A 26142-nucleotide genomic window follows, 5' to 3' on the forward strand; every position below is an offset into this window, starting at 1 on the left:
AGTGGCAACGGGGTGCGGGCGGTGGATCACGCGCGCACCGGGCGCGGGGGCACGGCCCGTGGGCCGCTGAAGCGGTAGCGGCGATCCAGCCAGGCCTTGGCGGCAATAGACAGCAGCACCGGCGCGAACCACGCGGTGTAGAACAGCGCGCCGGAGGCGACGTCCGGCAACAGGCGCGGCAACCCGATGGCCAAGAACGCGATATGGGTGGCGGCGCCGTTGCCGACCATCGCCGCGTAGTGCTCCTGCATCCACCAGCGCGGCTGGGCCGGGATCACCCGGCGGCGGCGCCACATGTCGCTGCCGATGAGGATGCCGATCAGCGAGAACCCCATCAGCAGGGGCTGGCCGGCCTGCACGCCCGCGGCGAGCACGGCGAGCCCTGCGACCGGGTTGGCCACCATCAGCGCGCTATACACGCTGCCGAGGTAGCGGGCCGGGTCGGCCTTGTCGCGGATCGCCCGCCACGCCAGCCACACGGTGGTCGTCACCAGCACCACCAGGTAGCCTAGGAACACCGCGGCCACCCCCCGCCCGTCGACGACGCGCTGGACCACCATCGGCAGGGCGCTCAGCAGCACGCCGCACATCGACAGCAGGTAGGCGCGGCCGACCCACACGTGCAGCGGACTGCCCTTGCGCAGCGCGGCCGACAGCCAGAAGGTGGCGAGCGCGACGGTTCCGGACGCGACGTGGGCGGTGACGATCAGGTCGTAGGCATTCATTGCGGTGGCTCCTCCAGGACGATGCCAGCGTCGCGCCGCGCGCTCGACGGCGGCAGGGCCACGGGTCACCGGCTTGAGGTGCCGGAAGTCACTTTCGCGCACCGGGGCATTGCCCAGCGCGGCCGCCCGCCCGACCATGGCGCCATGCATCCCACCCTGCGCACGCTGCTGCAGCTGCCCAACCTTGCCGGCCTGTGCACGTTGCTGGCGGTCGCGTTGTCGCTACGCTGGATGCCGCCGGCCGACGCCGGCCTGGCATGGACACTGCTGGGGCTGTACACCGCGGCGTTCCTGATGCACGAGCCCGCCGGCAAACGCCACCCTTGGCTAGGCGCGGCGCTGCTGGTGGCGATGGCCTTCCTCGCGCTGGCACTGGTCTGGATGGCGCCGCGCCTGGGCACGCCGCAGGTGCTGCTGGTGGTGTGGACGGCGGTGATCGCGATGGCGTGGCCGCCGCGCTTCGCGGTGCCGGCGGTGCTGGTGGCCAGCCTGGCCAGCTGGGCAGTGCTGGAGGTGCGGGGCCATCCCGGCCCGGTGATGATGACGCTGCTGTACGGCGGCTTCCAGCTGTTCGCGGCGCTCACGGCCTATTACGCGATCACCGCCGAACGCACGCGCGATGCGCTGGCACGCGTCAACGCCGACCTGCTGGCCACGCGCGCGCTGCTGGCCGACAGCGCGCGCGACGGCGAGCGCCTGCGACTGGCGCGCGAGCTGCACGACGTGGCCGGCCACAAGCTCACCGCGCTCACCCTCAACCTGCGCGCGCTGTCGGCCGACCCCGCGTTGACCGGTCGCGAGGAACTGGCCGTCGCGCAGCGCATGGCCGGCGAGCTGATGGGCGACATCCGCGGCGTGGTGCAGGCCATCCGCGACAACCGCGGGCTCGACCTGGGCACCGCGCTGCACGCACTGGCCGCGCCGCTGCCGCGCCCGCGCCTGCAGTTGTCGCTGGACGACACGCTGCGGCTGGACGACCCCGAGCGCGCCGAACTGCTGCTGCGCGTCGTCCAGGAGGCGCTGACCAACGCCGCGCGCCACGGCGACGCCGGCGTGCTGCGGGTCGAACTGCAGCGCGATGCGGCCCGCGGCGGCATGCACCTGCAGGCCACCGACGACGGCCGCGCGCGTGGCCCGCTGCGCGAAGGGAACGGCCTGGCCGGCATGCGCGAGCGCATCGAAGGCGCCGGCGGTGAACTGCAGGTGGTGCCCGAGCGCGGCGGCGGCGTGCGCATCGACGTGTGGCTGCCGGCATGAGCGGGCCGCTCGCCACCGTGGCGCTGGCCGACGACCAGGCACTGGTGCGCGCCGGCCTGCGCGCCTTGCTGGAGCGGCAGGGCATCGTGATCGCATTCGAGGCCGGCGACGGCGAGGCGTTGCTGGCGCAGCTGCGGGACACGCCGGTGGACGTGGTGCTCAGCGACATCCGCATGCCCGGTGTCGACGGGCTGGAGGTGGCGCGGCGGTTGCGCGACGCCAGCGATGCCACACCCGTGCTGCTGCTGACCACGTTCGACGAGCCCGACCTGCTGCTGCAGGCCACCGAGGCCGGCGCACGCGGATTCCTGCTCAAGGACGCCGCACCCGATGACCTGCGCGATGCGATCGTGCGCCTCGCCGCGGGCGAGACCTTGCTGCAACCCGTCAGCACCGACCCGGTGCGCGCGCGCTACCGCTACCACGCCGACGACGCGCCGCGCGACCTGTTCACCGAACGCGAGGTGGCGATCCTCAGGCTGCTGGCCGGCGGCTACTCCAACAAGGAGATCGCGCGCGCCATGTTCCTGGCCGAGGGCACGGTCAAGAACTACGTGTCGACGATCCTGGACAAGCTCGACACCCGCGACCGAACGCGTGCGGTGCTCAAGGCGATCACGTTGCGGGTGATCTGACCGCGGCGCACCCGCGCCCGATCAGCGCGCGAGTTCCTGCGGCAGCAGCACGAACGCGATGACCACCAGCGCCAGGCACAGCCAGCGCCACCACCCCATGCCGCGCCAGGCCACTTTCCACGCATCGCGGGGGGCGGTCATGGATGCACCGCCTCGTTCTCGGTCGGTAGCGCGACCGTACCTTTGCCAGCCCGCTTCGCTGCCTTGCGCGCGGCGGCGCGCATCGCGTCGGCGACGCGCAAACCGTAGAGATACGCACCGGTCACGCTGAGCGCGGTGAGCAGCAGGCCGAACACGAACCAGATGAGCTGCGTCGCCAGGCCGCCGAACGTGCCGAAGTGCAGCGGGTCGGCCATTTCGGAGATGCGGTGGTGGACATCGAGGTCGGTGCCGGCGCGGCGGCCGGTGACGATCCCGCCCGTCGTGTCGAAGCCCAGTGCATTGGCACGGTCGCGTACCAGCCACGCCTCGGCCTGGCCCTCGATCACGATGCCGCGATCGGAGAGCGCGAGCCGGCGTACCTCCAGGCCGGGCCATTGGCTGCGCGCCTGGGCGATCGCACGGTCGACCGCGGCGGGCGTAATTGCGGATGTGATTGCGGATGTGATTGCGGATGTGGGCGCGATGGCCGCATTGTCTGCGCGCTCGGCAAGCACGTCCGCCTGCCCACCCGCGCCACCGCCCAGCGACTCGACCAGGTACCAGACGCCGGTGGCGGCGATCAGCGCGATGAACCACAGGCTCCACACGCCCGCCAGCCGGTGCACGTCGCCCCAGAACCGGCGCTGGCGCTCCGGCCGCGGCATCGAGAAGAAGCCGCGCCACCAGTGCCTGTAGATCACCAGGCTGGTGACCAGTGTCACCAGCAACGCGATGGCGAGCGCCGAGACGATCGGCACGCCGAACTTCACCGGCATCATCAGGTGGCGGTGGGTGTTGCGCAGGAAGCGCTGGGCGTTGAACCAGTGGGTGTCGCCGGTCACCGCGGCGCGGTACGGATCGACCCAGACGAAGCGCAGCCGGCCCTCGTCGGTCTCCATGCTCGCCATCGCCGCCGAGCGCGGGCCCTTGGGCGCCGAGAGGCCGTTGATGGTCCAGGCCGGATACGCCTGCTGCACCGCGCCGACCATCGCGCCCCAGCTGGCACGTTCGGGCGCCGGCGACACGCGCATCTCGTCGTGCAACGCCCAGTCGATCTCGTGCGAGAACACCGCCAGGGTGCCGGTGAAGCAGACGAACGCCATCAGCACGCACAGCTTCAAGCCCACCCAGCTGTGCAGGTCGAACCACACGCGCCGCCCGCCCTTCTCGGGCGTGGCGGCGGCGGGGGCTGGCGATGGCGGGCCCGGAGGCATGGCGGTGTCGGTCAGGGCATCGGTCAGAAGCGGTAGCGCGCCTGCAGGTACAGCCGGCGCGGCTCCCCGGGGAAATGGCCGGTGCGCTCGATGAAGCCACTGGCCGCGTACACCTTGTCGAACAGGTTCTTGACGTTGGCCTGGAAGGTCCAGTCGCGCCACTGCGTCTGCCAGCTGGCGTCGAAGATCGTGTACGCCTTCACCGCCTGGCCTTCCAGCGAGACCCGGTCGCCGACGTGGTCGGCGCCGAAGGCAATCGAGGACGCGATCGCAGGCAGGTCGTAGCGCGTCCACAGGCCGACCTTGTGGCGCGGCGCGTTGGCGAAGCGGTCGCTGTCGCCGGTGGTGTTGCCGGCCGCCGCCGGGTCGCCTTCCAGCACGCGCGCGTCGTTGTAGCCGTAGGCCAGGTTGAGCACCCAGCGCTCGGTCAGGTCGGCCAGCAGGTCGAGTTCGAACCCGTCGCTGCGCACCAGGCCCAGCGCGGCCAGGTCGTCGACGCCGTCGTTGCCGGCGTCCAGCCCGGTGCCCTGCACGACGTTGCTGCGCTCGATCCGGTAGACCGCGCCGTTGAGGGTGATGCGGCCACCGGCGAGGCTGGACTTGGCGCCGAGTTCCCACTGGCGGCTGCGCTCGGGGTCGAACGGACCGCCGGCCAGCGGGTTCTGGCTGCCGGCCGACTGCGGTACGAAGCCGGTCGCGGTGCTGGCATACAGGTTGACCGCGTCGGTCGCCTCGAACGTCGTGCCCAGGCGCCAGGTCAGGTCGTCGCCGTCCACCGCGGTACCGTCGACGCGGTTCTCGTCCTCGAAGCGGTCCCAGCGCAGGCCGGCCAGCACGTGCCAGCGGCCCAGGTCCATCTGGTCCTGCAGGTAGAGGCCGTCCTGGCGGCTGCGGGTGCGCGTGGCCGGGCGGAACGGCAGCGTGTCCAGGCCGTAGTCGGCCGCGCCGCTCAGTCCGTAGACCGGGTCGAACAGGTCCAGCCCCGGCACCGGGCCGCCGCGCTCCACGCCCACCGCGGTGCGTCCGATGAAGTACGCGTCCAGCTGCGACATCTCGCCGCCGAACAGCCAGGTGTGGTCGATGCCGCCGGTGCTGAAGTCGAATGCCGCGTGGCCGGCCGCGGCGAGGCCTTCGACGTCGCGCGCCTGGTCGCGGAACTCGCGCCACACGGTGCGTCCGTCTTCGGCGATGCCGCGCGACTCGTGGTACTGCTGGCGCTCCGCGTTTTCGAACCAGCGTACCGCCAGGCTCACGTCGAGCGCATCGCTCGGCGCCGCGGTGTAGCGCGCCAGGCCGATGCGCGCGTCCAGGTCGAGGTAGTCGGTCGGCTCGTTGGTGTTCCACTCGCGGTCGGTCAGGAACACGCCGTCGTCGTTGGCCGGCACGCCGCGCAGGCGGTTGGCGTCCAGCTCCTGCTGCAGGTCGGTGTACTGCAGCAGCAGCTCGCCGGTGTCGCCCACGTCGAAGGCGAACCCGACATCGCCGATCAGGCTGTCCTGCGAGGTGTTGTTGCGAAAGCCTTGCTCGTGGTCGATGTGCGCGCCGACGCGGTAGCGCACGCGGCCGGCGGTATCGAGCGGACCGGACGCCTCGACCGATGCGGCGCCGTAGTCGAAGTTGCCCGCTTCCAGGCGCAACTGGCGCTCGGTGTAGGGGGTCGGCTTCTTGGTGGCGTAGTTGATGACGCCGCCCGGGTCGCCGGAACCGTAGGCCGCGCCCGCCGGGCCCTTCAGCACCTCGACGCGCTCGATGTTGAACAGCTGCGGCACCGAGAAGCCGGCATAGGGGTCACCGCGCAGGCCGTCGTACAGCACGTTCTCCTGGCGGAAGCCCCGCAGCACGACACCGGCGTAACTGAAGAAGCTGATGCCGCTGATGTTGCGGTACAGATCGGTGACCTGGCGCGCGGCCTGGTCGTCGATGAGTTCGCGGTTGATCACCTGCACCGACTGCGGCACCAGCTCCAGCGGCGTGTCGGTGCGGGTCGCCAGGCTGCTGTCCTCGACCTTGTACAGGCGCTGCGCACGGCCGATGACCTGCACGGTATCGAGGTCGGTGGCGTAGGTATCGGCCTCGGCCGTGGCCTCCGGTCCGGGCGCGGTGCCGGCCTCCTGCGCATGCAGCACGGCGGGGCCGGCGGCCAGGGCGGAGACGATGGCGAGGTGCAGCAGGCAGCGGGACATGGCAGGGGCCGGGTTCGGAAAGCGCGCCATGATAATGAGAATAATTCTTGTTAGCAAAACTTCGTCACGAACCCGTCGCGTGGTTTACACCGCCCGGTCACGGTGCGATCCCCAAGATGCGCGGCCTTCTCAGCCCCTGCGACGCCCCCGATGCACCTTCGCCGCATGAACTTCACCGCCGACGAACTCCGCCAGGAACTGGCCCACGCCGAAGCCACCTTCGACGAGGCCGCGCGCTGCGCCGGCCAGGGACTGGAGCCGCTTCTGGAGCGCCGGCTGGATGCCCACCTGCGCTCGCTGCGGGCGATGCTCGGTGGTGACGGGGCGACCGCGGCGTTCGATGCGGTGGACGCGGCCAAGCGCGCGGTCGATTCGGCCGAACCCGAGGCCCCGCTGCGGATGCTGGCAATGGCGCGCGAGACGCTGGCCGCCGTTGCCCGCCGTCGGATGCACCGATTGGTGCCGGACCTCGCGGCGTAGGTGCTCGCGACTATCGGCTGATCGACTATCTGCTGATTTCACGTCCGCCCACTGGATCGGCCGGCCCACCCGCTCCCGAGTTACCCCCCGCTCCGGCCATCGGCGACAATGGCGCCCCCTCGCCGCCGAGCCGATCCACGCCATGCCCAGCTTGCCGCAGCGTCCCGCGCCGTCCGTCTCCCTCACCCAGTTCCTGATCGAGGCCCAGCGCGCGGGCCACGTCAGCCCCGACCTGCGGCTGTTGATCGAGGTGGTCGCACGCGCCTGCAAGCGCATCTCCATTGCCGTTGGCAAGGGTGCGCTGGGCGGCGTCCTGGGCGAGGCCGGGTCGGCCGGCGAGGCCAGCATCAACATCCAGGGCGAGGCGCAGAAGAAGCTCGACGTCATCGCCAACGACGTGCTGATGGAAGCCAACGCGTGGGGTGGCCACCTCGCCGGCCTGGCGTCGGAGGAGATGGACCACAGCCAGCCGATCCCGGACGTGTACCCGCGCGGCAACTACCTGCTGCTGTTCGACCCCCTCGATGGCAGCTCCAACATCGACGTGAACATCTCCGTTGGCACGATCTTCTCGGTGCTGCGCTGCCCGGACGGCGTGACCACGCCCGGCGACGAGCACTTCCTGCAGCCGGGCACCGAGCAGGTCTGCGCCGGCTACACCACCTACGGCCCCAGCACGATGCTGGTGCTGACCGTCGGCCACGGCACCCACGCCTTTACCTTGGACCGCGAGATCGGCGGCTTCGTTCTGACCACGCGTGACATGCGGATCCCGGACGAGACCAAGGAATTCGCCGTCAACATGTCCAACCAGCGCTTCTGGGAGCCGCCGATGCAGGCGTACGTCGGCGACCTGCTGGCCGGCACCGAAGGCCCGCGCGGCAAGGACTTCAACATGCGCTGGGTGGCCTCGATGGTGGCCGACGTGCACCGCATCCTGACCCGCGGCGGCATCTTCAGCTACCCGCTGGACAGCAAGTGTGCGGCGAAGGGCGGCAAGTTGCGGCTGATGTACGAAGCCAACCCGATGAGCTTCCTGGTCGAACAGGCCGGTGGCGCATCCAGTACCGGTCGCCAGCGCATGCTGGAGGTCCGGCCCACCGGGCTGCACCAGCGCGTGCCGGTGTTCATGGGCAGCCGCCGGGAAGTGGAAACCGCCGTCGACTACCACCTGCGCCACGACCGGGCCGCCGACGCCGCCTGACCCACCAGCTCCGCCCCGGTCATCTACCTGACCGGGGCGACTGTCACGCCGGTGACCGCAAATCGCCACGCCCCGCGTTGATAACCCTTGCCCCGAGGCATGGCGCATGTCGCGTCGACGGGTGATGGAGGGGAGATGGCGAACGACACGAACACCACATCCGGCGACCCTGGTCCGCACGGAAGCACGGCGCATGGACGCGAGCTGATCTACGCCACCGCCGGCACGGCCGGCCGGGTGCTGGCGCTGGGCGGCCTGCAGACCATGGGCTGGAACCTGCGCCGCGCACCCGATGCGCGCAGCGTGCAACGCATCCTGCAGCGCGATCCGCGCCAGCCGTTCGCCGCGTTGCTGGACCTGCGCGAGGGCTTCAGCCACCAGGACCTGGCCGAGTACGGCCCGGCGCTGTCGGCGTCCAACGCCGGTTGGGTGGCCGGCGTGGACGCCGCGCAGCTGGACGACCCGCCAGTGCGCCGCCTGATCCGTGACTACTGCTACGACTACGTCACCCTGCCGTGCCCGGAGGCCGTACTCAACACGGTGATCGGCCACGCCCACGGCATGGCCGCTCTGGCCTGCGAGCGCGGAGTCGCGGTGTCGCAGGTCGGCTTCGACGACATGATCGGCGACAGCCCGGCGATGCTGGCACTGTGCCGCACGTTGCGGAAGGCGGCGCTGACCGAGGCGCCGGTGTTCATCGCCGGCGAGACCGGCACCGGCAAGGAGCTGGCGGCGATGGCCGTGCATCGCCATTCGCGCCGGCATGCCAACCCGTTCGTGGCGATCAACTGCGGCGCGATCCCGCAGAACCTGGTGCAGTCGGAACTGTTCGGCTACGAGCGCGGCGCCTTCACGGGTGCGCAGACACGCAAGTTGGGCCGGTTCGAGGTGGCCAACGGCGGCACCCTGTTCCTGGACGAGATCGGCGACCTCCCGCTGGAAAGCCAGGCCTCGCTGCTGCGGTTCCTGCAGGAAGGGTGCTTCGAGCGTCTGGGCGGACACGAGCAGATCCGCGTCGACGTGCGCATCATCTCGGCCACCCACCACGACCTCGAGGACTCGGTGGCCAAGGGCAGCTTCCGCGCCGACCTGTTCCACCGCCTGTGCGTGCTGCGCCTGCACCAGCCCCCGCTGCGCGACCGCGGCGCCGACATCGACAAGCTGGCCGACTACGCGCTCAAGCGTTATTCGCAGGAAGGACAGCGCACGCTCAAGGGGTTCGCCCCGTGCGCGCGCCACGCGCTGCATTCGCACCGCTGGCCCGGCAACGTGCGCGAGCTGATCAACCGCGTGCGCCAGGCCGTGGTCATGGCCGAAGGACGGCTGATCACCGCCGCCGACCTGCATATCGACGGCGCCGAGACAGGCCCGCCGCCGACGCTGGACGAGGTGCGCGACGCCGCCACCCGCGAGGCGATCGAGCGCGCCCTGCAGCGCAACCGCGGCCGCCTGGTGGACACCGCCCGCGAACTGGGCGTGTCGCGCGTGACGCTGTACCGGCTGATGGGCCGGCACGGGCTGCGCGAGAGCGATCCGGATTCGGGCGGGACCGTAAGCGTCGCCTGAGGCCACCGGGTGGCGCTGCGGGCCATGGGATCTTCCCGCGGCCTCGCGCCCGCGCACATGGAGCACGCGGGATCCAGACGCAGGGCCGTACAGCACTGCGGCATCGCCCGTGGCCCTGTAGCCCCTTCGTTTCCTGCCACGCCCGCGAAGCCGGCGCAAAAGCCTCATGGCTTCATCCGGACTCGTAGTTCTTATAACGGGTGGATCGCAGGAACGCCCATTGCCCGCGACGTGATCGCCCCGGATGTCGCTTCACGGAGCCCCGTGAAATCGTGCGCAAGCGGGGGTCGGGAAGGAAGCTTCTGCGCGGGCCAGGCGATGACCATGATGGGCATCGCTGCGGTCCACCCATCCTGCGGACGCAACGACGGATGCGGGCCCGTCTACCCGGCACGGTATCGCCGCCTCAGAACGACTTCGATGCCCGCAGTCCGAACACGAAGTTCGGCGAGTCGTCGGTCAGGCCCGCGGCCATCTGGCCGTTGACGGTCCACCCCGAGGGCATCGCGTAGGTGGCGCCGATGTTGAGGGTGGTGGAGTTGGTCGAGCTGCCCGGGATCCGGAACTTCTCGCTGCCCGGCGCCTGCGTATACGTGGCCGCGGCCATGGCGGACGCGACACTGAAGCTGACCGCCGCGCGGTCGTTGAGTGCGATCGCCAAACCGCCGCTCAACTGGATGACATTGCCCAACGACACGCTTGCGGGGGAGACCTGGTCGAGCACCGGCGAAATGTCGTCGAAGTCCTCCTCGATGTTCCAGGTGTATCCCAGGTTGCCGAACAGGATCACCGGGTCGTAAGTGCGCAGCGCCGACACGTTGCCGGTCACGCTCCAGATGCCGGTGCCGGTAGGCAGGTCTTCCGGCACGTTGAGGTTGTTGTTGTCCTCGTCGGCCTGGATCAGCTTCAGGCCGAACGGATGCCGGCCCGACGGGCCGCGCACGCGCAGGCTGGTAACGATGTCGGGCCAGCGCTGCGACTCCTTCACCACCTGGAAGTAGGCGGCGATGCTGGCGTCGCCGATGCCGCTCGAGCTGAGCTGCACCTCGCTGACCTCGGTCGAGGCGCCGCCGGCGCCGCCGCTGACGAAGCGCGTGTCGCGGTAGACGTACGGCACCGTGGCCTCGACGCTGAGTCGATCGGTGAGGCCGTAGCGACCGGTGAAGTCCATCGTCAGGACAGTCGACTTGGTCTGGTCCAGGTTGAGCGTGCCCAGGAAGATCGCATCCAGTGCGAGGAAGCCCTGGAGGACCAGCAGCCGGCGGTCGTAGTAGCTGTAGCTCAGGCCGGAATCGAACGTGAACCTGCGCTCGAACAGCGGCGCATGCTCGGTGACCACGAGCGCACGTTCCTGCTCGCGGCGTTCTTCATCCTCATCGCGGCGCGCTTCGCCGATCTGCATCGGCTCGGCGGACTGGGTGGTGGTCTCAGGCGGTGCGGACGGGTCGACGGGGCTGGCCGGGTCAGCGGGCGGTGCCTGCTGCGCGTCCTGCGTGGTCGCCACCTGCGCGGCGCCAAACGCCTGGTTGGCCGCGCCCTGCGCCGCCGGTTCCGCCGCCGCGGGCGCGCCGGTCAGGCCTCGGCCGCGCTGGGACATCTCAAGCTCGTGTACCTGGCCGCGCAGGCGCTTGATCTCCGCCTCCTGCTGCTCCAGCCGCTGGCTCAGCTGCTCCAGCAGGGCGTGCACCTCGGCGTCGTCGCTGCCCGGCTCGGCGGCGTGGGCAGTGCCCAGCGCGAGGGCCATGGCAAGGATCAACGGCCGGACGACCGGCGAAGTGCGGTTTGCGAGCATGATGCGGCGTCCCCTGGAGTACGTGGCCCCGCGAATCCGCGGTGTCTAGATGAACGCTAGAGCCCGATGATCCCGGCCATGGCCTGCTGGATGCCCTGCTGGTTGATCATCTGCGTGGACATCTGCTCACTCAGGAGCGTCAGTTGCAGGCGGTTGCTGGCCGCGATGTCGCTGCCGAAGATCTGGCCGATCTGCATGATCCGCCCCTCCGACCCGGCGCCCGCCTGGCTCAGGTACTGGCCGATGTTCGCGCCGGGGGAGGACAGGTCGAGGTTGACGCCGTTGTCGAGGAAGGTGATGCGCGCGGTCATCTCGCCGGCCGTCGTCTCGCTGCCCATCTGGCCGTTGAAGCCCGCCGTGCCCGGCAGCTCCGTGGTGAAGTTAATCGCCGTCAGGTTGGACAGCGCGTTGCGGTCGCCGGCGATCTGCGCCACCTGGCCGATGCCGTTGACCTGCAGCTCGCGACCACCGCTGACCACACCGGTAGGAGTCGGTCCGCCACCAGCCCCGGCTTCGGCGCCGCTGCGGGTGTCGACGGCCACGTCGAAACCACCCGTGGCATTGCGCCGCACCTGCAGCGTGCCCGAGGCGTGGGCGCTGCCGCTGTGGGCGTTGTGCAGCGTGGAGGTCACGTCGATACGCAGGCCGACCAGCATGTTGGCGCCCATGTACTTGCCGGTGAGGCCGGCCAGCGTGGCGTCGTCGACGACGTAGGCCTTGACCGGGGGCAGGGTGTCGGAAGAAGGGGGCAGGGCGGCTGCGGACTGTGCCGCAGCCGCGCCTGCCACGAGGACCGAGAACAGGGCACGGGGGAGTGTATGTCGGTTCATCGGGACCTCGATTCTTTAATGCGGTACGTGGTTGGAACGAAGCACATGGTCAGAACAGGTCCATATAGACCAGGCCCAGCTCGACGACCTGGGGCGTCGTGGTGGCGCGGTCGAGCGCGTCCACCCGGTGTCCCAGGGCATTGGAGCTGTTGCTGCTGACCAGGTACGAGTCGGCGTGCATCGGCGTATCGCCGACCACCGCCAGAACGATGCCGTTCCAACCGGCAACGAAATCCGCCTCGCTCATCACACGATGGCCGAGCGCGGGATCGGCGACGAAGACGCGTCCGGCGGACGCCCCCTTCACCACCACGAAATGCTTGTAGCCCTTGAGATCGAGCAACGCGATCACCGGCATCTGCAGCCTGTACAGCGCGTCGGGTTCGATCTTGAAACCGTGTCCACGCATGCCGATGCTGTCGACGTAACGCTTCATGTCGAGCATCGAGAAGCCGTTCTTGACCACCTGCTCGGGGTCGTTGCCTTCCATCATCGCGGTGATCAGCTTGGCTTCGTTGGTCTCGATGCCGTAGCCGTAGTGCAACAGCGTGCCCAGCGCCGCCGAGCCGCAACTGAAGTCGAACCGCTGCGGCATCAGGTCGCGGAAGCGCATGTCGCGGAACGTGCGCATCTGCTTCCGCACTGGGACCGCGGCAGGTCCCGCCAGACGCCCGATCTCAACCACCGACTGCGCCGGCGCCGGCGGCGCCCATGCGAGCAGCCCGGCCAGGGCCAGCAGTGGTGCGATCACGATGTGGAGCTTGATGTTCATGGTGTCCTGACTCCCCCGAGTCCATCCGCCGGACCGGCACGACGCCGGTCCGGCATTGCCATTACGCGTGACTTCAATGACCGCAGCGCGCATCACCACCACCACACGGCGGCGGCGGCGGCGGGGGCGGCGGCGGCGGAGGCGGTGCGCAGGCACCGCACGACGCCACGGCGATCGCCAGGCCGTTGTGCTGCGCATTGCCGGCACCCGCGGCGATGTTCACGCCGATGTTGCCGACGGCGCCGCCCAGGGCGTTGCCGCTCAGCGATGCGGTGTTGTCCAGGTCCCATACCGCCAACAGCATGTTGGCGAAGGTTTCCTGCTCGCTGTCGGCGCTGGCCTTGGCGATCGTGCCGGAGCTGTTGACCGATGCGGCCAGGCCGTTGGTCTGCGCATTGCCCACGCCGGCGGCGACGTTCAGGCCGATGTTGCCCGAGGCGCTGGCCAGCACGTTGTCCGACACCGAAGCGTCGTAGAACAGGCCGGCGTCCGGGCCGCTGGGCAGGTCGGTGCCGAAGTTGGAATCGGTGTACTGGCTGTTGAACACCATCGCCGAGGCGAACACGTTGTCGCCGTCGACGGCCGACAGCGCGCCGTCATTGGCCTGGGCGTTGCCCACGCCGGCGGCGATGTTCACGCCGATGTTGCCCGAGGCGCGGCGCATGGCGTCATCCGATGCCGAGGCGCTGTTGTCGCCATCGCCGAACGAGCCGTTGGCGTAGGTGAACTGGTCCTGGTCGACGACCGCAGCAGACTCGCTGTCGACGCGGATGAAGCCCCATGCATACACGTCACCGATGACGTAGATGCTGTTGAGCATGTCCCAGTCGCTGTAGATGTCGGCGTCGTCGCCGGCGGCCAGTGCGGGGGCCGAAACCGCGAGCAGTGTCGCGGCGAGCAGTGTGTGGTGCAGTTTCATGTCGTTGTCTCCCGGGTAGGGAGGCGCGGGGCCGGGTGGCCCCGCGTCTCAACTGCTGGTGTCAGTCGCAGGTGCCGCACGAGGCGACGGCGATCGACAGACCGTTGTGCTGCGCGTTACCTGCACCGGCGGCGATGTTGACGCCGATGTTGCCGACGGCCTGGGACAGCGCGTTGCCGCTGAGCGACGCGGTGTTGTCCAGGTCGCACCAGGCGAGCAGCTCGTTGAACTCGGTCCACTGCTCGCTGTCGGCACTGGCCTTGGCGAGGTTGCCCGAGCTGTTGACCGAAGCGGCCAGCGCGTTGGACTGCGCGTTGCCGACGCCGGCGGCCACGTTCAGGCCGATGTTGCCGGAGGCGGCGGCCAGGACGTTGTCGCCCACGGACGCGTTGTAGAACAGCTGGTTGTCCGGCCGGCCGTTGTCGGTGCCGCCGTTGCCGTAGGTCCACTGGCTGTTGAACACCATGGCGGACGCGAACACCGCGTTACCGTCGACCGACGACAGTGCGACGTCGTTGGCCTGGGCGTTGCCCACGCCGGCGGCGATGTTGGCGCCGATGTTGCCCGACGCGCCGCGCAGGGCATTGTCGGAAGCAAAGGCGTCGTTGTCGCCGTCACCGGCCGAACCGTTGGCGAAGGTGGTCTGGTCCTGGTCGACCAGCGCGCCGGACTCGCTGGCCACGCGGATATCGCCATACGCGAACACGTCGCCGTACACCCAGATGCTGTTGTACATGTCCCAGCCGGTGTAGATCGTCGCATCGTCGCCTTCGGCCATGGCCGGGGCGGAGATGGCGAGCAGTGCGATGGCAAGGGCCTTCAGGTGCGTTTTCATCTTGGTCTCTCCTCGTTGTGGATGTGCGGGGGCGCTGATCCGCCCCCGCGGGTTTCACAGGGGTGGGATCAGTCGCAGGTGCCGCACGAGGCGACCGCGATCGACAGGCCGTTGTGCTGCGCGTTGCCGACGCCAGCGGCGATGTTCACGCCGATGTTGCCGACGGCCGAGGACAGGGCCGCGCCGCTGAGCGAAGCGGTGTTGTCCAGGTCGCAGTTGGCCAGCAGCTCGTTGAAGATCGTGAACTGCTCGCTGTCGGCGCTGGCCTTGGCGATCGTGCCGGAGCTGTTGACCGAGGCGGCCATGCCGTTGGACTGGGCGTTGCCCACGCCGGCGGCGACGTTCAGGCCGATGTTGCCCGAGGCACCCGACAGCACGTTGTCGGAAACCGAGGCGTCGTTGAACAGCTGGTTGTCCGGGCCGCTCGGGTAGTCGGTGGCACCGTTGATCGCCGTGGTCTGGCTGTTGAACACCATGGCCGAAGCGAACACGCGGTCGCCGTCAACCGACGACAGTGCGACGTCGTTGGCCTGGGCGTTGCCCACGCCTGCGGCGATGTTGGCGCCGATGTTGCCCGAGGCAGCGCTCAGTGCGTCACCCGAAGCGGAGGCGCTGTTGTCGCCGTCGCCGTAGGACACGTTGCCTTCGGTCAGCTGGTCCTGGTCGACCAGTGCGCCGGACTCGCTCGCGACGCGAATCTCGCCGTAGGCGTAGATGTCGCCGATGACATAGATGCTGTTGAGCATGTCCCAGTCGCTGTAGATCGTCGCATCGTCGCCTTCGGCGAACGCGGCGGTCGAGAACAGGCTGCCAAGGGCAATGGCGAGAAGGGTGGTGCGGACTTTCATGATCTCTCTCCTGGTGGTGTCGTCGTTGTGGTGCCGTGGTGTTGCAGGTGGTGCTGCCTGATGTGGTGTTACGGAGTGCCCCCGGGCAGCTGGAGCACGATGGCGTTGGTCGAGCTGTTGCCCACTCCCGCCGTCTGATTGACCTGGACCACGCCCTGGCTGCCGCGGAACGCGTCGTCCGCGATCACGGCCTCTCTCCGCCAGGACGGGACCACGGCCCCCTCAGTGGTGTTGGCATCGCCGGCGACATCGGCCAGCGCCGCGTCGTCGATGCCGGAAATGCCGTGCACGCCGGCCGCGACAACGCCCTGCGGGCCCTGTCCGACCATGAAAAGGTTGGCTTGCGCGTTGCCGCTGCCCGCGATCTGGTTGACCGAGAGCACGCCCTGGCTGCCCGAGAACGCGCCGTGCTGGATGTGGGCGGCGGCATCGCGCTCGCGCAGGGCGGGCGAGGTCGCGCCCGGCTTCTGCGCGGCGTGCACGCCCACGAGGCCCAGGCCGCCGTCGCTGGTTGCGAGGGCCCCGAGGTTGGCCTGCGCATTGCCGGTGCCGGCGGCCTGGTTCACGGCGATGCGACCCTGCGCGCCGCTCACGGCGGCGCCTTCGATCACCGCCTGGTCGAGCGGCGTGTCGTCCGATGCCCACGCCGGGCCGGACACCAGCAGCAGGATCGACAGGGCGGTGGCGGCGAGGTTCACGGCCCACCGCCCTGGGTGGTGCCGACGGCCTGCATCACGGTGTTGGTGACCAGGCTGCCGATATTGGAGGTCGCGTTGCCGACGGCCGTGCCGACGCCACCGACCGCTCCGCCGGCGCTGGCACCCGGTCCAAGGGAGGGGGCGGAGCCCGCACCGGCGCCCGCGCCGAGAAGGGTGCCGCCGGTCAGGCCCGACAGGCCGCGGCCGACGGCCGACTCCACTGCGGCACCGGCCATGACGCCGGCCGAGCCGTGCTGTCCGAGTTCGCCCTCGACCAGCTCGCCCAGCACCGAGTCCATGGTCCCGTGGAACACGAGACCCGGAAACGTGGTGGCTTCGCTGTGGATCGGGTTTTCTTCGAGCGGTACGCCGCGGTACGCGACGCGCGGTTGAACGGTGCGCGCGATGACCACGGTCGGGTCCTTTGCCGTCCCGGCGCTGGCAGCGCCGTCGCTCCCACCGGGCGTGCCTTCCACGGCCGGTCCGGTGTCCTGCGCACGCACCGGTGCCGCGGCGAGCAGCACCAGTGCCACGACCGAGCCGAGCAATGCCGGCAGGGCACGCGGGACGCGATGGCGGGTGACGGCGGTGGATGGCATCGGAGACTCCCCTGTCGGCGTGGCCGGCATGCACAGGCATGTCGGCGGCAGGGACAACAGCGCCAGTTCCGTGCCAACCCGGCAACGCCCTGAAACACAAGGGGATTTCTTCGGCGTTCGAGCCGTGCGCGTTCGCGCAGGGCGGGAAAGGTTTCATTCCTGAAACGGGGTTCCGGCGCGCGCGACGGCAGCCTGACCGACGCGGGGCCCCGGTCAGGCACGCCCGAAGGCTTTCACGTCGGTTTCACGGCGAACAAACGGTTGCCGACAGCCGTGTTACGCATTTGAAACCCGCAAAGCGCGTGCGAGGATGGCCGCTTTCCGGAAAAACTCCGTTGCCGCGATGACCGACCCACGCGCGAACGATCAGGACGATTTCATCGGGGGCGACTTCATCGAGGTCTACCCCGATGCCCTGGATCCGGCCTGGTGCCGGGCGCTGGTGGAGCGCTTCGCCGCCAGCCCCGACGGGCGCCCGGGCCAGGTGGGCAGCGGCGTGATGCCCGACCTCAAGGACAGCCTCGACATCACCATCAGCGGCCGGCCCGACTGGCGTGATGCCGAAGGCGCCCTGAACCAGGCGGTGTTCCGTGGACTGATGCGGTACCTGCGGCGGTACCCGTATGCGCTGATCGCGCCGCTGATGCTGGAGACCCCGGACGCGGACGGTACGCGGCGGCGGCTTACCGCCGAACGCGTGCAGACGATGGACGACGCGGCGCTGGCCGATGTCATGCAGACCGTGTTCCGGCCCGGCGCGATCAACCTGCAACGCTACACCGGCGGCCGTGGCGGTTACCCGTACTGGCATTGCGAGCTGTATCCGCGCGACCCGCGCGCCGAGACCCTGCACCGGCACCTGCTGTGGACGGTCTACCTCAATGACGGCTTCGAAGCGGGCGGAACCGAGTTCCTCCACCAGCACCGCGTCATCGCACCGCGGACGGGCTCACTGCTGATCGCGCCCGCGGCCTTCACCCACACCCACCGCGGCAATCGGCCGCAGGGGGGCGACAAGGTCATCGCCACCAGCTGGGTGCAGTTCCAGCGGGCGGAGGCGTTGTTCGGGGGGTGATGCCACCCGCGCGGCTGGGTGCCGGATCGGGGTGCCGGAGTCGCCGCGTCAGGTGCGCGGGTGGTTCAACACTAGCCAGTACAGGCCGACCTGCTTCACCGCCCAGACGAACTGCTCGAAATCCACCGGCTTCTGGATGTAGCTGTTGACGCCCAGCGCGTAGCTGGCTTCGACATCGAAGGGCTCGGTGCTGGTGGTCAGCACCACGACCGGCAGCGTGCGGGTCGTGTCATTGGCGCGGATCGCCTGCAACACCTCGCGTCCGTCGACCTTGGGCAGGTTGAGGTCGAGCAGGACGATCGACGGCAGGTCGTGGGCATCGCGACCGGCATAGGCGCCGCGCGCGAACAGGTAGTCCAGCGCCTCGGCACCGTCGCCCACCACCACCAGGTTGTTGGCGATCTTGGCTTCGTCGAAGGCGATCCGGGTCAGTTCGACATCGTCCGGATTGTCTTCAACCAGCAGGATGTCCTTGTGCATCGGCAGATTCCTCGGTCGCGCACGCGGTGGGAAGATCAATGTGGAACGTGGCGCCCTCGCCGGGAACGGACTCGCCGCTGAGGGTGCCACCATGGCGCGCCGCGATGCGATGTGCCGCCGCCAGCCCCAGGCCATGGCCGCCTCCGGCATCGGGGCCGTGCAGGCGCTGGAAGGGCTCGAACAGCTTGCGAGCATAGCGCATGTCAAAACCGCTACCGGCGTCCCGGACCTGCACATGCAGCCGTCCTTCGCGCGCTTCGCCTACCACCTGGATGCGCACCACGTCACGGTCGCGGGAGAACTTCCACGCGTTGCCGAGCAGGTGGGTCAGCATGAGTTTCAGGAGTCGCTCATCGCCCTGCACCCGCAGGTCGGGTGTGATTTCGAGATCGGCCGCGCGGTCCGGCTCGGCATCCTGGAGCTCCGCCAGCACCCAGTCGGCCAGCATCGACAGGTCGACCGTGGCCGGCTTGAGTTCGCTGCGGGTCGCGGTGGAAAGGTCGCCCAGCCCGGTGAGCAGGCTCCCCATTCGCGCAGCGGCGGCACGGATGCGTTGCAGGTGGTCGCGGCCGCCGTCGTCGAGCTCCGGGCCGCAGCGCTTCTCCAAGAGCCCGGCGAAACTTTCGATCGAACGCAATGGCGCGCGCAGGTCGTGCGCGACCGAGTCGGCAAACATCTGCAACTGCTGCTGGGCCGCTTCGGCCATCTGCACATCGTCTCCGGCGTGGTGGCGGAGCGTGGCCTGGCCGCTGCGTTCGGCACCCAGGTCGCGCAGCGTCAGCAGCACGTCGGATGGGGCGGACGATGTCTCGCGGCCGGGATCCTCGATGGCCGACAACGTCGCCTGCACCCACACTTCGCCGCCGTTGGCACGCAGGCAGCGTCGGGCCGATTCGACCGAAGGCAGCTGGCCGGAGGCGACCGCCTGCATCGCTTCTTCAAATGCGAGGCGGTCGTCTGGGTGGAACAGGTCGGCGGCGGATGCGCCTTGCGGGGCGTCGGGCGATTGGCCCAGCAACTGCTCGAACGCGGGGTTGGCGTAACGCCACGCGCCGTGGCCGTCGAGAATCGCCACGGGCAGCGGCGAGCCCGCCAGCGCCAGCCGGAACATCGCATCCGGGACGGGGCGGTCTCCGGTCTGCGGCGGCTTGGCTTCGAACAGGGACATCGCGACTCTCTATTTTGGACGCAAGTGTAACGATCGCCGTCGTGATGGGCCGGTGCACGCATCGCCCCGGGCCTCCCGCACAATGCGCGCCATGGACCTCCCCCAGATCCTCTTCCTGCTGATCCTGGCGGGCGCACTGTACCTGTTCGTCAGCGAACGGTTGCGCGTGGACGTGACTGCGATGCTGACCCTGCTTGCACTGGTGCTGACCGGGGTGCTGGATTCGCAACAGGCACTGTCGGGCTTCGCCAGCGAGCCGGCGATCATCATCGCGGCGGTGTTCGTGATTTCCGGTGGTCTGGCGGCGACCGGCATCACCGAGCGCATCGGCCAGTGGATCGGGCAGGTAGGGGGGCGCAGCGAAACGCGCGCGATCGCGGTGGTGATGCCGGTGGTCGCGGCGCTGTCGTCGTTCACCCACCACGTGATGGTGACGGCGATGATGCTGCCGATCCTCACGCGCTTCGCCAAGTTGCGGGGGCTGTCCGCATCGCGGCTGCTGATGCCGATGTCGTTCGCCGCGTCGCTGGGCACGACACTCACGCTGGTCAGTGCGCCGGCGTTCCTGCTGGCCGACAACCTGATCGAACGCACCGGCAGCGACGGCCTGGGCATCTTCTCGATCACCCCGATCGGCATCGCACTGGTGCTGGTCGGCATGGCCTACATGCTGCTGGCGCGCTGGGTGCTGCCCAAGCGCGGTGGCGACGCCGGCGACGACGAGTACATGCGGCTGGACCGCTACCGCACCGAGCTGCTGATCGTGGAGGGCTCGCGCTGGAGCACGCGCCCCCTGGCCGAGCTGAACAAGGCGCTGGGCGACAGGTTCCGCCTGCTGGGCTGGCTGCGCGATGGCAAGCGTCGGCGCGACCTCGGCGACAGCAGCCCGCTGCTCACCGGCGACGTGCTGTTGGTGGAGGCGTCGGCCGATGCGCTGGCGTCGCTGCACGACGACGAAGGCCTTGACCTCAACGCCATCGCCCGCTTCGGCGATACGGTTACCGGCGACGGTGAGCCGCAGCTGGTGCAGGCCGTGGTGGCGCCCGGCTCGGAGTTCATCGGCCACTCGGTCCGCGAGCTGGATTTCTCGAGAAGGTTCTCCGCGGTGATCGCCGGGCTGTGGCGACGCGACGGGGCGATCGCGTCGCGCCTGGCCGACGCGCGCCTGCGCGAGGGCGACCTGCTGGTGCTGTGGGGCAAGCCGGCACGGTTCGCGGAACTGGCCGCGCACCACGGGTTCCTGATGCTGGTGCCGTTCGCGGGCGAGGCCAAGCGCCGGGTGCGTGCGCCGCTGGCGCTGACGATCCTAGGCCTGACGATCCTCGCCGCCGCGACCGAATGGCTGCCCGCGCCGCTGGCGTTCCTGCTGGGTGCAGTGGCGATGGTGGCGCTGCGCTGCGTGGACATCGACCAGGCCTACCGCGAGATCGACGTGCGCATCTTCGTGATGATCGCCGGCGTGATCCCGCTGGGCATCGCCATGGAACAGACCGGTACGGCGCAGCTGCTGGCGGGCGGCCTGCTGCACCTGGTGTCGGACTGGCCGACGCTGGCGGTGCTGCTGGTGATGTTCACCGTGGCGGGCCTGCTGACCCAGATCCTGTCGGACGCGGCGACCACGGTGCTGCTCGGTCCGGTCGCCGTGGCGGTCGCGCAGGCGTTGGGCCATCCGCCCACGCCGTTCGTGGTGTGCACGGCGCTGGGCGCGGTGGTGTCGTTCCTGACCCCGATCGGGCACCACGGCAACCTGCTGATCCTGGGCCCGGGGCAGTACCGCTTCGCCGACTTCCTGCGCATCGGGTTGCCGCTGACGGCGCTGATGGCGTTCGTCAGTGCGTGGATGGCGCGCTGGCTGTGGCTGGGTGGGCCGTTGTTCTAGCGCGGAGTCGGAGGACACGCGACGCAGCCGGGTCTGGCGGCTGCTCCCTGCTCTCCGTGCCCGCCCTCAGAACAACTGCCCTTGGGGCGAAGGCTTGCGCGGCGCGACGAAGTGGCTGCAGTCCAGCGGCGGCAGGCGGCCATACCCCAGCCGGCGATGCGCCCTGGCGAAGCGCTGGGCGATCAGGTCCGCGAACGGGCCCTGCCCGCGCATGCGCGTGCCGAAGTTGGCGTCGTAATCCTTGCCGCCGCGCATCTGTCGGACCAGGCTCATGACGTGTGCGGCGCGCTCGGGGTAGTGCAGTTCGAGCCACTCGCGCCACACCTGCTTCAGCTCATGCGGCAGCCGCAGCAGCACGTACCCCGCCGCGCGGGCGCCGGCATCGTGCGCTGATTCCAGGATCTGTTCGAGTTCGCTGTCGGTGATCATCGGCACCACCGGCGCGACCATCACGCCGACCGGCACCCCGGCCTCGTGCAGGGCGCGCATCGCCTTGAGCTTGCGATGTGGCGCGGTGGCGCGCGGCTCCATGCGCGAGGCCAGCCGGTTGTCGAGCGTGGTCACGGAGAAGTACACGGTCACCAGCCGGTCGCGCGCCAGGTCCGACAGCACGTCAAGGTCGCGTTCGATCAGCGCACTCTTGGTGACGAAGCTCACCGGGTGGCGGCACTCGGCCAGCACCTCCAGCACCTGCCGTGTCACCCGGTAGCGGCGCTCGATGGGCTGGTATGCCTCGGTGTTGATGCCCAGCGCGATCGGCGCGGGCCGGTAGCCGGGCTTGGCCAGTTCATGGCGAAGGCGCTCGGCGGCATTGGTCTTGGCGAACAGGCGCGTCTCGAAATCCAGCCCCGGCGAGAGGTCGAGGTAGCTGTGCGATGGCCGCGCGAAGCAATACACGCAGCCGTGCTCGCACCCCCGGTACGGGTTGACCGACTGGCTGAAGCCGATATCGGGCGAGTCGTTGCGGCTGATGACGGTGCGCGCCTGTTCCTCGCGCACGCGGGTGGCGGGGTTGGGCGTGTCGGCGATGTCCTCGTAGACCGAACCCCAGCCATCGTCGCTGCCGACCGCCTCGGTGACGGCGAAACGTCCGGCCACGCGCGAGGCGGCCCCGCGTCCTTTGACCGGCGCGGTCGGCTTGCGGGCGTCGTCGATGGGAACGTCAGGCACGGGTCGTCGGGTACACGGCGTGGGGCACGGTCTTCAACCGGCATAGGCTACGCTCGCCCGGTCGCAGCGCCTGCGACGGCACTGAACGGTTCACGGGGACTCCATGTTCGACTGGTTGCACGGCCTCTGGGAGGCGTTCGTCTCGATTCCCCACCTGGGCCTGTACCTGACGCTGGGCTGGGTGGCCTACTTCATCGGGCTGGGTGGTTGGATCGTGCTGCAGAAGCGCGAGCCGGTGGCCACGATCAGCTGGCTGATCAGCCTGGCGGCGCTGCCGTACCTCGGCTTTCTCATCTACTACGTGTTCGGCCCGCAGCGCATCCGCCGGCAGAAGTTGCGTCGCGGACGCGCGCGCGCGGCGTTGCCGCCCCCGCCCGACGGCCTCAACCCGAGCGCCGAGGCGGTTGAACTGGCGCGGGTGGTGCAGGCCACCACGCGGCTGCCGCCGACCACCGCCACCCGCGTCGACCTGCTGGTCGACGGCAGCGGCAAGTACCCCGCCCTGCTTGAGGCCGTGGCACAGGCCCGCCACCGCGTGCACCTGGAGTACTACATCTACGAACCCGACGCGACCGGCACGGCGCTGCGCGACGCCTTGATCGAGCGCGCGAAGGCCGGTGTCGAGGTGCGGCTGCTGCTCGACGCCATCGGTGCCGGCAAGGTCAACCGGCGCTTCCTGCAACCGCTCGTCGATGCCGGCGGCGAGGTGGCGTGGTTCCACCCGATGCGCCTGCGCTGGTTCTGGAAGCGCCCCTGGCTCAACCTGCGCAGCCACCGCAAGATCGTCGTGATCGACGATGTAGTCGGTTTCACCGGCGGCATGAACGTCACCGACGAGCAGGACGAGCGGCTGCGCAGCGACGCGTACCGCGACCTGCACCTGCGACTGGAAGGCGACGTGGTCCGGGCGTTGCAGCTGGTCTTCATCGAGGACTGGACCTACGCCACCGGTCAACCGCCGTTGGCGATGCCGGAAGGCCCGTCCACCCCGGGTTCGATCGCGACGCAGGTGGTCGTGTCGGGACCGGATTCGTCATGGGAGGCGATCCATCGCGCGCACGTCAGCGCGATCCATGCCGCCCGGCGGCGGGCGTGGCTGGTGACGCCCTACTTCGTGCCCGGTGAGGCCGCGCGCATGGCCCTGACTTCCGCGGCACTGGGCGGGCTGGACGTGCGCTTGCTGGTGCCCAAGCTCAGCGACAGCCGGCTGGTGACGTTCGCGGCGCGTTCGTACTTCGACGAGCTGCTCGCCGCCGGCGTGAAGATCTACGAGTACGGCCCACGGCTGCTGCACACCAAGGCGCTGCTGTGCGACGAGGATTTCGCGATCATCGGCAGTGCGAACTTCGACCACCGCAGCTTCCGCCTCAACTTCGAGGTCTCGGTGATGTTCGCCGACAAGGCGCTCGCGTCGCGCCTGGAGACGCTGATCGAACACGAGTGCAATGACTGCGTGCCGGTGAAGGACGACCGCGACCGCCCGCTGTGGCGCGCGCGGCTGCCCGAAGCGCTGGCCCGCCTTGTGTCGCCGCTTCTGTAGCGCGCGTCGCCGGAGGGCTTGAGGCACTCAAGCGGCCCGCTACACTGGCGCGGTCCTTCCCCGCGGAGTCCGGCCATGTGGCCCTGGTTGTTTCTGTTGCTGTGCGTGGCCGCACTGGTCGCCGCCTTCAAGACCACCTCGGTGGGCGTGCTGGTGCTGTGCCTGGTCGCCGCACTGGTGCTGCTGTCGGCGTGGATCGTGGGCTGGCTTTCACAGCGCGTGGGCAGCCGGACCCGCGACGAGTCGCAGCTGGTCGATCCCGTCGAGCTGCACCGGCTCCGCGAGCAGGCACAGGCGCGTCGCGAACAGGCGGCGCGGCCTGACGGCCAGCCGTGAGATGCAGTCCTGCCCGGCCCTGCCGGTGACGTCGCGATGACCCGGCTGAGCGTCAACGTCAACAAGGTCGCCGTGCTGCGCAATTCACGCGGCGGACGGGACCCGGACGTGGTCGAGGCGGCCATCGCCTGCCTGGATGCCGGCGCGCACGGCATCACCGTGCATCCGCGCCCCGACGCCCGCCATATCCGCACCGACGACGTGATGGCGTTGGCCGCGCTGACGCTGGAGCGCGGCGTGGAATTCAACCTTGAAGGCAATCCGTTTGCGCCGCCCCGACCCGGCTACCCCGGTTTCCTCGCGTTGTGCGAGGCCACGCGACCGGCGCAGGCCACGCTGGTGCCGGATGGCGATGCGCAGTTGACGTCCGACCACGGCTTCGACTTCCAGAGGGATGCCGACCGGCTGCGGCCTCTTGTTGCATCGCTGCAGGCACTGGGGTGCCGGGTCAGCCTGTTCGCTGATGCGCCGGAGGATCCTGCATTGGCCACAGCGCAGGCCACCGCCGCCGCATCGACGGGCGCACAGCGCATCGAGCTCTACACCGGCCCCTATGCCGAAGCCGCATCGCAGGGGGGAGCCGGGTTGATTCGAGGGCTCGAACGGTTCTCGGGAATGGCCGCGGCCGCGGCCGCGGCCGGCCTTGGCGTCAACGCCGGGCACGACCTCAACCAGGACAACCTCGGTCCGTTCCTGGCCGCCGTGCCGGGCGTGCTCGAGGTCTCCATCGGCCACGCCCTGATCGGTGAAGCGCTGCATGCCGGCCTGCCTGCCACGGTGCGTGCCTACCTCGCCGTGATCGACCACGCGTCGCGGGGCGGCTCGATACCCCTGGCCTGAAGAAGGGTCCGGCGCGAAGCGGCGTATTGCCCGTCGGGACCAAAAAAAACGCCGCCCGAGGGCGGCGTTGAAAATTGAAGCGGTAAGCGTCGTTTCGATCAGTTCTGTACGAAACCGATCTTTTCCATCTGTGCGTTCTTGGCGTGCGCCAGCACCTTTGCCAGCGTGCCGTAGTCCGCGTCGGCGTTGGTGTCGATCTCCAGCGTAGGCTGGTTGGTCGGATCGGCCTGGACGGCCTCGCGCATCAACGTGGGCAGTACGGACAGCGGCTGCGGGCTGTCGTTCCAGAACACCTGGCCACCGGCGTCGATCCGCAGCCGGATCGGCGGCGGCGGTTCGGCCCGGACGGGCGGCGGGTTGAGCGTCGGCTGCGGCAGCGTGACGTCGATCGGGTAGGTCTGGATCGGCGCGGTCACCATGAAGATGATCAGCAGCACCAGCATCACGTCCACGAGGGGCGTGACGTTGATGTCGGCCATGGCGCCGCCGCTGGAGTCTGAAGTGAAAGCCATCTCTGTATCTCCGGGCGGTTACGGTCGCTGCGGGGTGGCGACGAAGCCGACCTTGCGCATGCCCTGGGACTGGGCGGTCTGCACCACTTCCTGGACGATGCGGTACTTGGTCGTCTGGTCACCACGCACGTTGATCTGCGGCTGAGGCGTCTTCTGGGCTTCCACCGAGAGGCGGCTTTCCAGAAGGGCCTTGGAGATCGGTTCGTCGTTCCAGAACAACGAACCGTCCTGCAGCACCGCCAGCGTGATCGGCGGCGTCTCGACCTTGCTTTCCCGATTGTCCAGGTCGGCCTCCGGCAGCTCCACCTTGATCTTGTGGGTCATCAGCGGCGCCGTGATCATGAAGATGATCAGCAGCACCAGCATCACGTCCACCAGGGGCGTGACGTTGATCGAGGCCATGGGCCCGCCGCTGTCATTTCCGGAACTGAAAGCCATGTCTGA

General features: G+C 69.5%; 26 protein-coding genes. 10 read left to right on the forward strand and 16 right to left on the reverse strand.

The window, feature by feature from the left end; translation table 11 throughout:
- Positions 1-26: 26 nt before the first annotated feature.
- Entirely contained in the window at positions 27-875 is an 849-nt protein-coding gene (locus K6753_RS00285) for a DUF2306 domain-containing protein (RefSeq protein ID WP_223674194.1), read from the reverse strand.
- Here K6753_RS00285 and K6753_RS00290 point away from each other — a divergent pair.
- A complete protein-coding gene (locus K6753_RS00290) occupies positions 870-1982 on the forward strand; it encodes a sensor histidine kinase (protein WP_223674195.1) in 1113 nt (370 codons plus the stop codon). The genes K6753_RS00285 and K6753_RS00290 overlap by 6 nt on opposite strands.
- On the forward strand, positions 1979-2617 hold the full coding sequence (locus tag K6753_RS00295) for a response regulator transcription factor (protein WP_223674196.1): 639 nt from the start codon (positions 1979-1981) through the stop codon (positions 2615-2617). Before K6753_RS00290 ends, K6753_RS00295 begins: the two co-directional genes overlap by 4 nt.
- A 137-nt stretch (positions 2618-2754) precedes the next feature.
- Here K6753_RS00295 and K6753_RS00300 read toward each other — a convergent pair whose 3' ends face one another.
- Together K6753_RS00300 and K6753_RS00305 are read right to left on the reverse strand one after the other, a co-directional pair.
- The gene (locus K6753_RS00300) at positions 2755-3972 is read right to left on the reverse strand and encodes a PepSY-associated TM helix domain-containing protein (RefSeq protein ID WP_223674197.1); all 1218 of its coding nucleotides are present in this window, start codon (positions 3970-3972) and stop codon (positions 2755-2757) included.
- A gap of 23 nt (positions 3973-3995) precedes the next feature.
- Positions 3996-6155: a TonB-dependent siderophore receptor gene (locus K6753_RS00305; RefSeq protein ID WP_223674198.1), complete on the reverse strand. Its 2160-nt coding sequence runs from the start codon at positions 6153-6155 to the stop codon at positions 3996-3998.
- 150 nt (positions 6156-6305) lie between these two features.
- Between K6753_RS00305 and K6753_RS00310 the strand changes: the two genes are divergently transcribed.
- The 3 genes from K6753_RS00310 to K6753_RS00320 all read left to right on the forward strand — a co-directional run bounded on the left by K6753_RS00310 (position 6306) and on the right by K6753_RS00320 (position 9405).
- Positions 6306-6635 carry a hypothetical protein gene (locus K6753_RS00310; protein WP_223674199.1) on the forward strand — a complete coding sequence of 110 codons (330 nt, stop codon included), beginning with the start codon at positions 6306-6308 and terminating at the stop codon, positions 6633-6635.
- A gap of 142 nt (positions 6636-6777) precedes the next feature.
- Positions 6778-7839, forward strand: a complete 1062-nt coding sequence (locus tag K6753_RS00315; protein WP_223674200.1) for a class 1 fructose-bisphosphatase — start codon at positions 6778-6780, stop codon at positions 7837-7839.
- Between the two features lie 135 nt (positions 7840-7974).
- Positions 7975-9405 (forward strand): sigma-54 dependent transcriptional regulator, encoded by a 1431-nt coding sequence (locus K6753_RS00320; protein ID WP_223674201.1) that lies wholly within the window; start codon positions 7975-7977, stop codon positions 9403-9405.
- Between the two features lie 406 nt (positions 9406-9811).
- On the opposite strand, the gene K6753_RS00325 is transcribed toward K6753_RS00320, so the two are convergent.
- The 8 genes from K6753_RS00325 to K6753_RS00360 all read right to left on the reverse strand — a co-directional run bounded on the left by K6753_RS00325 (position 9812) and on the right by K6753_RS00360 (position 16698).
- Positions 9812-11149, reverse strand: a complete 1338-nt coding sequence (locus K6753_RS00325; protein WP_223674202.1) for a transporter — start codon at positions 11147-11149, stop codon at positions 9812-9814.
- Between the two features lie 104 nt (positions 11150-11253).
- Positions 11254-12027, reverse strand: a complete 774-nt coding sequence (locus tag K6753_RS00330; RefSeq protein ID WP_223674203.1) for a hypothetical protein — start codon at positions 12025-12027, stop codon at positions 11254-11256.
- 49 nt (positions 12028-12076) lie between these two features.
- Positions 12077-12799: a C39 family peptidase gene (locus tag K6753_RS00335; RefSeq protein ID WP_223674204.1), complete on the reverse strand. Its 723-nt coding sequence runs from the start codon at positions 12797-12799 to the stop codon at positions 12077-12079.
- Between the two features lie 73 nt (positions 12800-12872).
- Complete coding sequence (locus K6753_RS00340; RefSeq protein ID WP_223674205.1) at positions 12873-13718, reverse strand: hypothetical protein; 846 nt, start codon at positions 13716-13718, stop codon at positions 12873-12875.
- Between the two features lie 61 nt (positions 13719-13779).
- Positions 13780-14553 (reverse strand): hypothetical protein, encoded by a 774-nt coding sequence (locus tag K6753_RS00345; RefSeq protein ID WP_223674206.1) that lies wholly within the window; start codon positions 14551-14553, stop codon positions 13780-13782.
- A 68-nt stretch (positions 14554-14621) separates the two neighbouring features.
- A complete protein-coding gene (locus K6753_RS00350; RefSeq protein WP_223674207.1) occupies positions 14622-15401 on the reverse strand; it encodes a hypothetical protein in 780 nt (259 codons plus the stop codon).
- A 68-nt stretch (positions 15402-15469) separates the two neighbouring features.
- The gene (locus K6753_RS00355; protein ID WP_223674208.1) at positions 15470-16099 is read right to left on the reverse strand and encodes a hypothetical protein; all 630 of its coding nucleotides are present in this window, start codon (positions 16097-16099) and stop codon (positions 15470-15472) included.
- Complete coding sequence (locus K6753_RS00360) at positions 16096-16698, reverse strand: hypothetical protein (RefSeq protein WP_223674209.1); 603 nt, start codon at positions 16696-16698, stop codon at positions 16096-16098. Before K6753_RS00360 ends, K6753_RS00355 begins: the two co-directional genes overlap by 4 nt.
- Positions 16699-17041: 343 nt before the next feature.
- On the opposite strand from K6753_RS00360, the gene K6753_RS00365 reads away from it, so the two are divergent.
- Positions 17042-17773, forward strand: coding sequence for a 2OG-Fe(II) oxygenase (locus tag K6753_RS00365; RefSeq protein ID WP_223674210.1), 732 nt, complete (start codon positions 17042-17044; stop codon positions 17771-17773).
- A 48-nt stretch (positions 17774-17821) separates the two neighbouring features.
- On the opposite strand, the gene K6753_RS00370 is transcribed toward K6753_RS00365, so the two are convergent.
- On the reverse strand, positions 17822-18253 hold the full coding sequence (locus tag K6753_RS00370) for a response regulator (RefSeq protein WP_223674211.1): 432 nt from the start codon (positions 18251-18253) through the stop codon (positions 17822-17824).
- A complete protein-coding gene (locus tag K6753_RS00375; RefSeq protein ID WP_223674212.1) occupies positions 18228-19421 on the reverse strand; it encodes an ATP-binding protein in 1194 nt (397 codons plus the stop codon). The genes K6753_RS00370 and K6753_RS00375 overlap by 26 nt, the downstream gene beginning before the upstream one ends.
- 91 nt (positions 19422-19512) lie before the next feature.
- Here K6753_RS00375 and K6753_RS00380 point away from each other — a divergent pair, with 91 nt between their 5' ends.
- Complete coding sequence (locus K6753_RS00380) at positions 19513-21300, forward strand: SLC13 family permease (protein ID WP_223674213.1); 1788 nt, start codon at positions 19513-19515, stop codon at positions 21298-21300.
- A gap of 66 nt (positions 21301-21366) precedes the next feature.
- On the opposite strand, the gene K6753_RS00385 is transcribed toward K6753_RS00380, so the two are convergent.
- On the reverse strand, positions 21367-22470 hold the full coding sequence (locus K6753_RS00385; protein WP_223674214.1) for a PA0069 family radical SAM protein: 1104 nt from the start codon (positions 22468-22470) through the stop codon (positions 21367-21369).
- Positions 22471-22573: 103 nt separating this feature from the next.
- Here K6753_RS00385 and cls point away from each other — a divergent pair, with 103 nt between their 5' ends.
- From cls to K6753_RS00400, 3 genes are all read left to right on the forward strand, one after another.
- Positions 22574-24010, forward strand: a complete 1437-nt coding sequence (gene cls / locus K6753_RS00390; protein ID WP_223674215.1) for a cardiolipin synthase — start codon at positions 22574-22576, stop codon at positions 24008-24010.
- 75 nt (positions 24011-24085) lie between these two features.
- The gene (locus K6753_RS00395) at positions 24086-24346 is read left to right on the forward strand and encodes a hypothetical protein (RefSeq protein ID WP_223674216.1); all 261 of its coding nucleotides are present in this window, start codon (positions 24086-24088) and stop codon (positions 24344-24346) included.
- Positions 24347-24382: 36 nt separating this feature from the next.
- On the forward strand, positions 24383-25186 hold the full coding sequence (locus K6753_RS00400; protein WP_223674217.1) for a pyridoxine 5'-phosphate synthase: 804 nt from the start codon (positions 24383-24385) through the stop codon (positions 25184-25186).
- Between the two features lie 98 nt (positions 25187-25284).
- On the opposite strand, the gene K6753_RS00405 is transcribed toward K6753_RS00400, so the two are convergent.
- Entirely contained in the window at positions 25285-25698 is a 414-nt protein-coding gene (locus K6753_RS00405; protein WP_223674218.1) for an ExbD/TolR family protein, read from the reverse strand.
- Positions 25699-25716: 18 nt separating this feature from the next.
- Complete coding sequence (locus K6753_RS00410) at positions 25717-26136, reverse strand: ExbD/TolR family protein (protein ID WP_223674219.1); 420 nt, start codon at positions 26134-26136, stop codon at positions 25717-25719.
- Positions 26137-26142: the final 6 nt, after the last annotated feature.

Source organism: Novilysobacter selenitireducens (genome assembly GCF_020026895.1).
Lineage (GTDB): Bacteria > Pseudomonadota > Gammaproteobacteria > Xanthomonadales > Xanthomonadaceae > Lysobacter_C > Lysobacter_C selenitireducens.

Coding starts and splice junctions, on each gene's coding strand:
- K6753_RS00290 (WP_223674195.1), top strand. CDS start 870: ATGCATCCCACCCTGCGCACGCTGCTGCAGCTGCCCAACCTTGCCGGC.
- K6753_RS00285 (WP_223674194.1), bottom strand. CDS start 875: ATGCATGGCGCCATGGTCGGGCGGGCGGCCGCGCTGGGCAATGCCCCG.
- K6753_RS00295 (WP_223674196.1), top strand. CDS start 1,979: ATGAGCGGGCCGCTCGCCACCGTGGCGCTGGCCGACGACCAGGCACTG.
- K6753_RS00300 (WP_223674197.1), bottom strand. CDS start 3,972: ATGCCTCCGGGCCCGCCATCGCCAGCCCCCGCCGCCGCCACGCCCGAG.
- K6753_RS00305 (WP_223674198.1), bottom strand. CDS start 6,155: ATGTCCCGCTGCCTGCTGCACCTCGCCATCGTCTCCGCCCTGGCCGCC.
- K6753_RS00310 (WP_223674199.1), top strand. CDS start 6,306: ATGCACCTTCGCCGCATGAACTTCACCGCCGACGAACTCCGCCAGGAA.
- K6753_RS00315 (WP_223674200.1), top strand. CDS start 6,778: ATGCCCAGCTTGCCGCAGCGTCCCGCGCCGTCCGTCTCCCTCACCCAG.
- K6753_RS00320 (WP_223674201.1), top strand. CDS start 7,975: ATGGCGAACGACACGAACACCACATCCGGCGACCCTGGTCCGCACGGA.
- K6753_RS00325 (WP_223674202.1), bottom strand. CDS start 11,149: ATGGCCCTCGCGCTGGGCACTGCCCACGCCGCCGAGCCGGGCAGCGAC.
- K6753_RS00330 (WP_223674203.1), bottom strand. CDS start 12,027: ATGAACCGACATACACTCCCCCGTGCCCTGTTCTCGGTCCTCGTGGCA.
- K6753_RS00335 (WP_223674204.1), bottom strand. CDS start 12,799: ATGAACATCAAGCTCCACATCGTGATCGCACCACTGCTGGCCCTGGCC.
- K6753_RS00340 (WP_223674205.1), bottom strand. CDS start 13,718: ATGAAACTGCACCACACACTGCTCGCCGCGACACTGCTCGCGGTTTCG.
- K6753_RS00345 (WP_223674206.1), bottom strand. CDS start 14,553: ATGAAAACGCACCTGAAGGCCCTTGCCATCGCACTGCTCGCCATCTCC.
- K6753_RS00350 (WP_223674207.1), bottom strand. CDS start 15,401: ATGAAAGTCCGCACCACCCTTCTCGCCATTGCCCTTGGCAGCCTGTTC.
- K6753_RS00360 (WP_223674209.1), bottom strand. CDS start 16,698: ATGCCATCCACCGCCGTCACCCGCCATCGCGTCCCGCGTGCCCTGCCG.
- K6753_RS00365 (WP_223674210.1), top strand. CDS start 17,042: ATGACCGACCCACGCGCGAACGATCAGGACGATTTCATCGGGGGCGAC.
- K6753_RS00370 (WP_223674211.1), bottom strand. CDS start 18,253: ATGCACAAGGACATCCTGCTGGTTGAAGACAATCCGGACGATGTCGAA.
- K6753_RS00375 (WP_223674212.1), bottom strand. CDS start 19,421: ATGTCCCTGTTCGAAGCCAAGCCGCCGCAGACCGGAGACCGCCCCGTC.
- K6753_RS00380 (WP_223674213.1), top strand. CDS start 19,513: ATGGACCTCCCCCAGATCCTCTTCCTGCTGATCCTGGCGGGCGCACTG.
- cls (WP_223674215.1), top strand. CDS start 22,574: ATGTTCGACTGGTTGCACGGCCTCTGGGAGGCGTTCGTCTCGATTCCC.
- K6753_RS00395 (WP_223674216.1), top strand. CDS start 24,086: ATGTGGCCCTGGTTGTTTCTGTTGCTGTGCGTGGCCGCACTGGTCGCC.
- K6753_RS00400 (WP_223674217.1), top strand. CDS start 24,383: ATGACCCGGCTGAGCGTCAACGTCAACAAGGTCGCCGTGCTGCGCAAT.
- K6753_RS00405 (WP_223674218.1), bottom strand. CDS start 25,698: ATGGCTTTCACTTCAGACTCCAGCGGCGGCGCCATGGCCGACATCAAC.
- K6753_RS00410 (WP_223674219.1), bottom strand. CDS start 26,136: ATGGCTTTCAGTTCCGGAAATGACAGCGGCGGGCCCATGGCCTCGATC.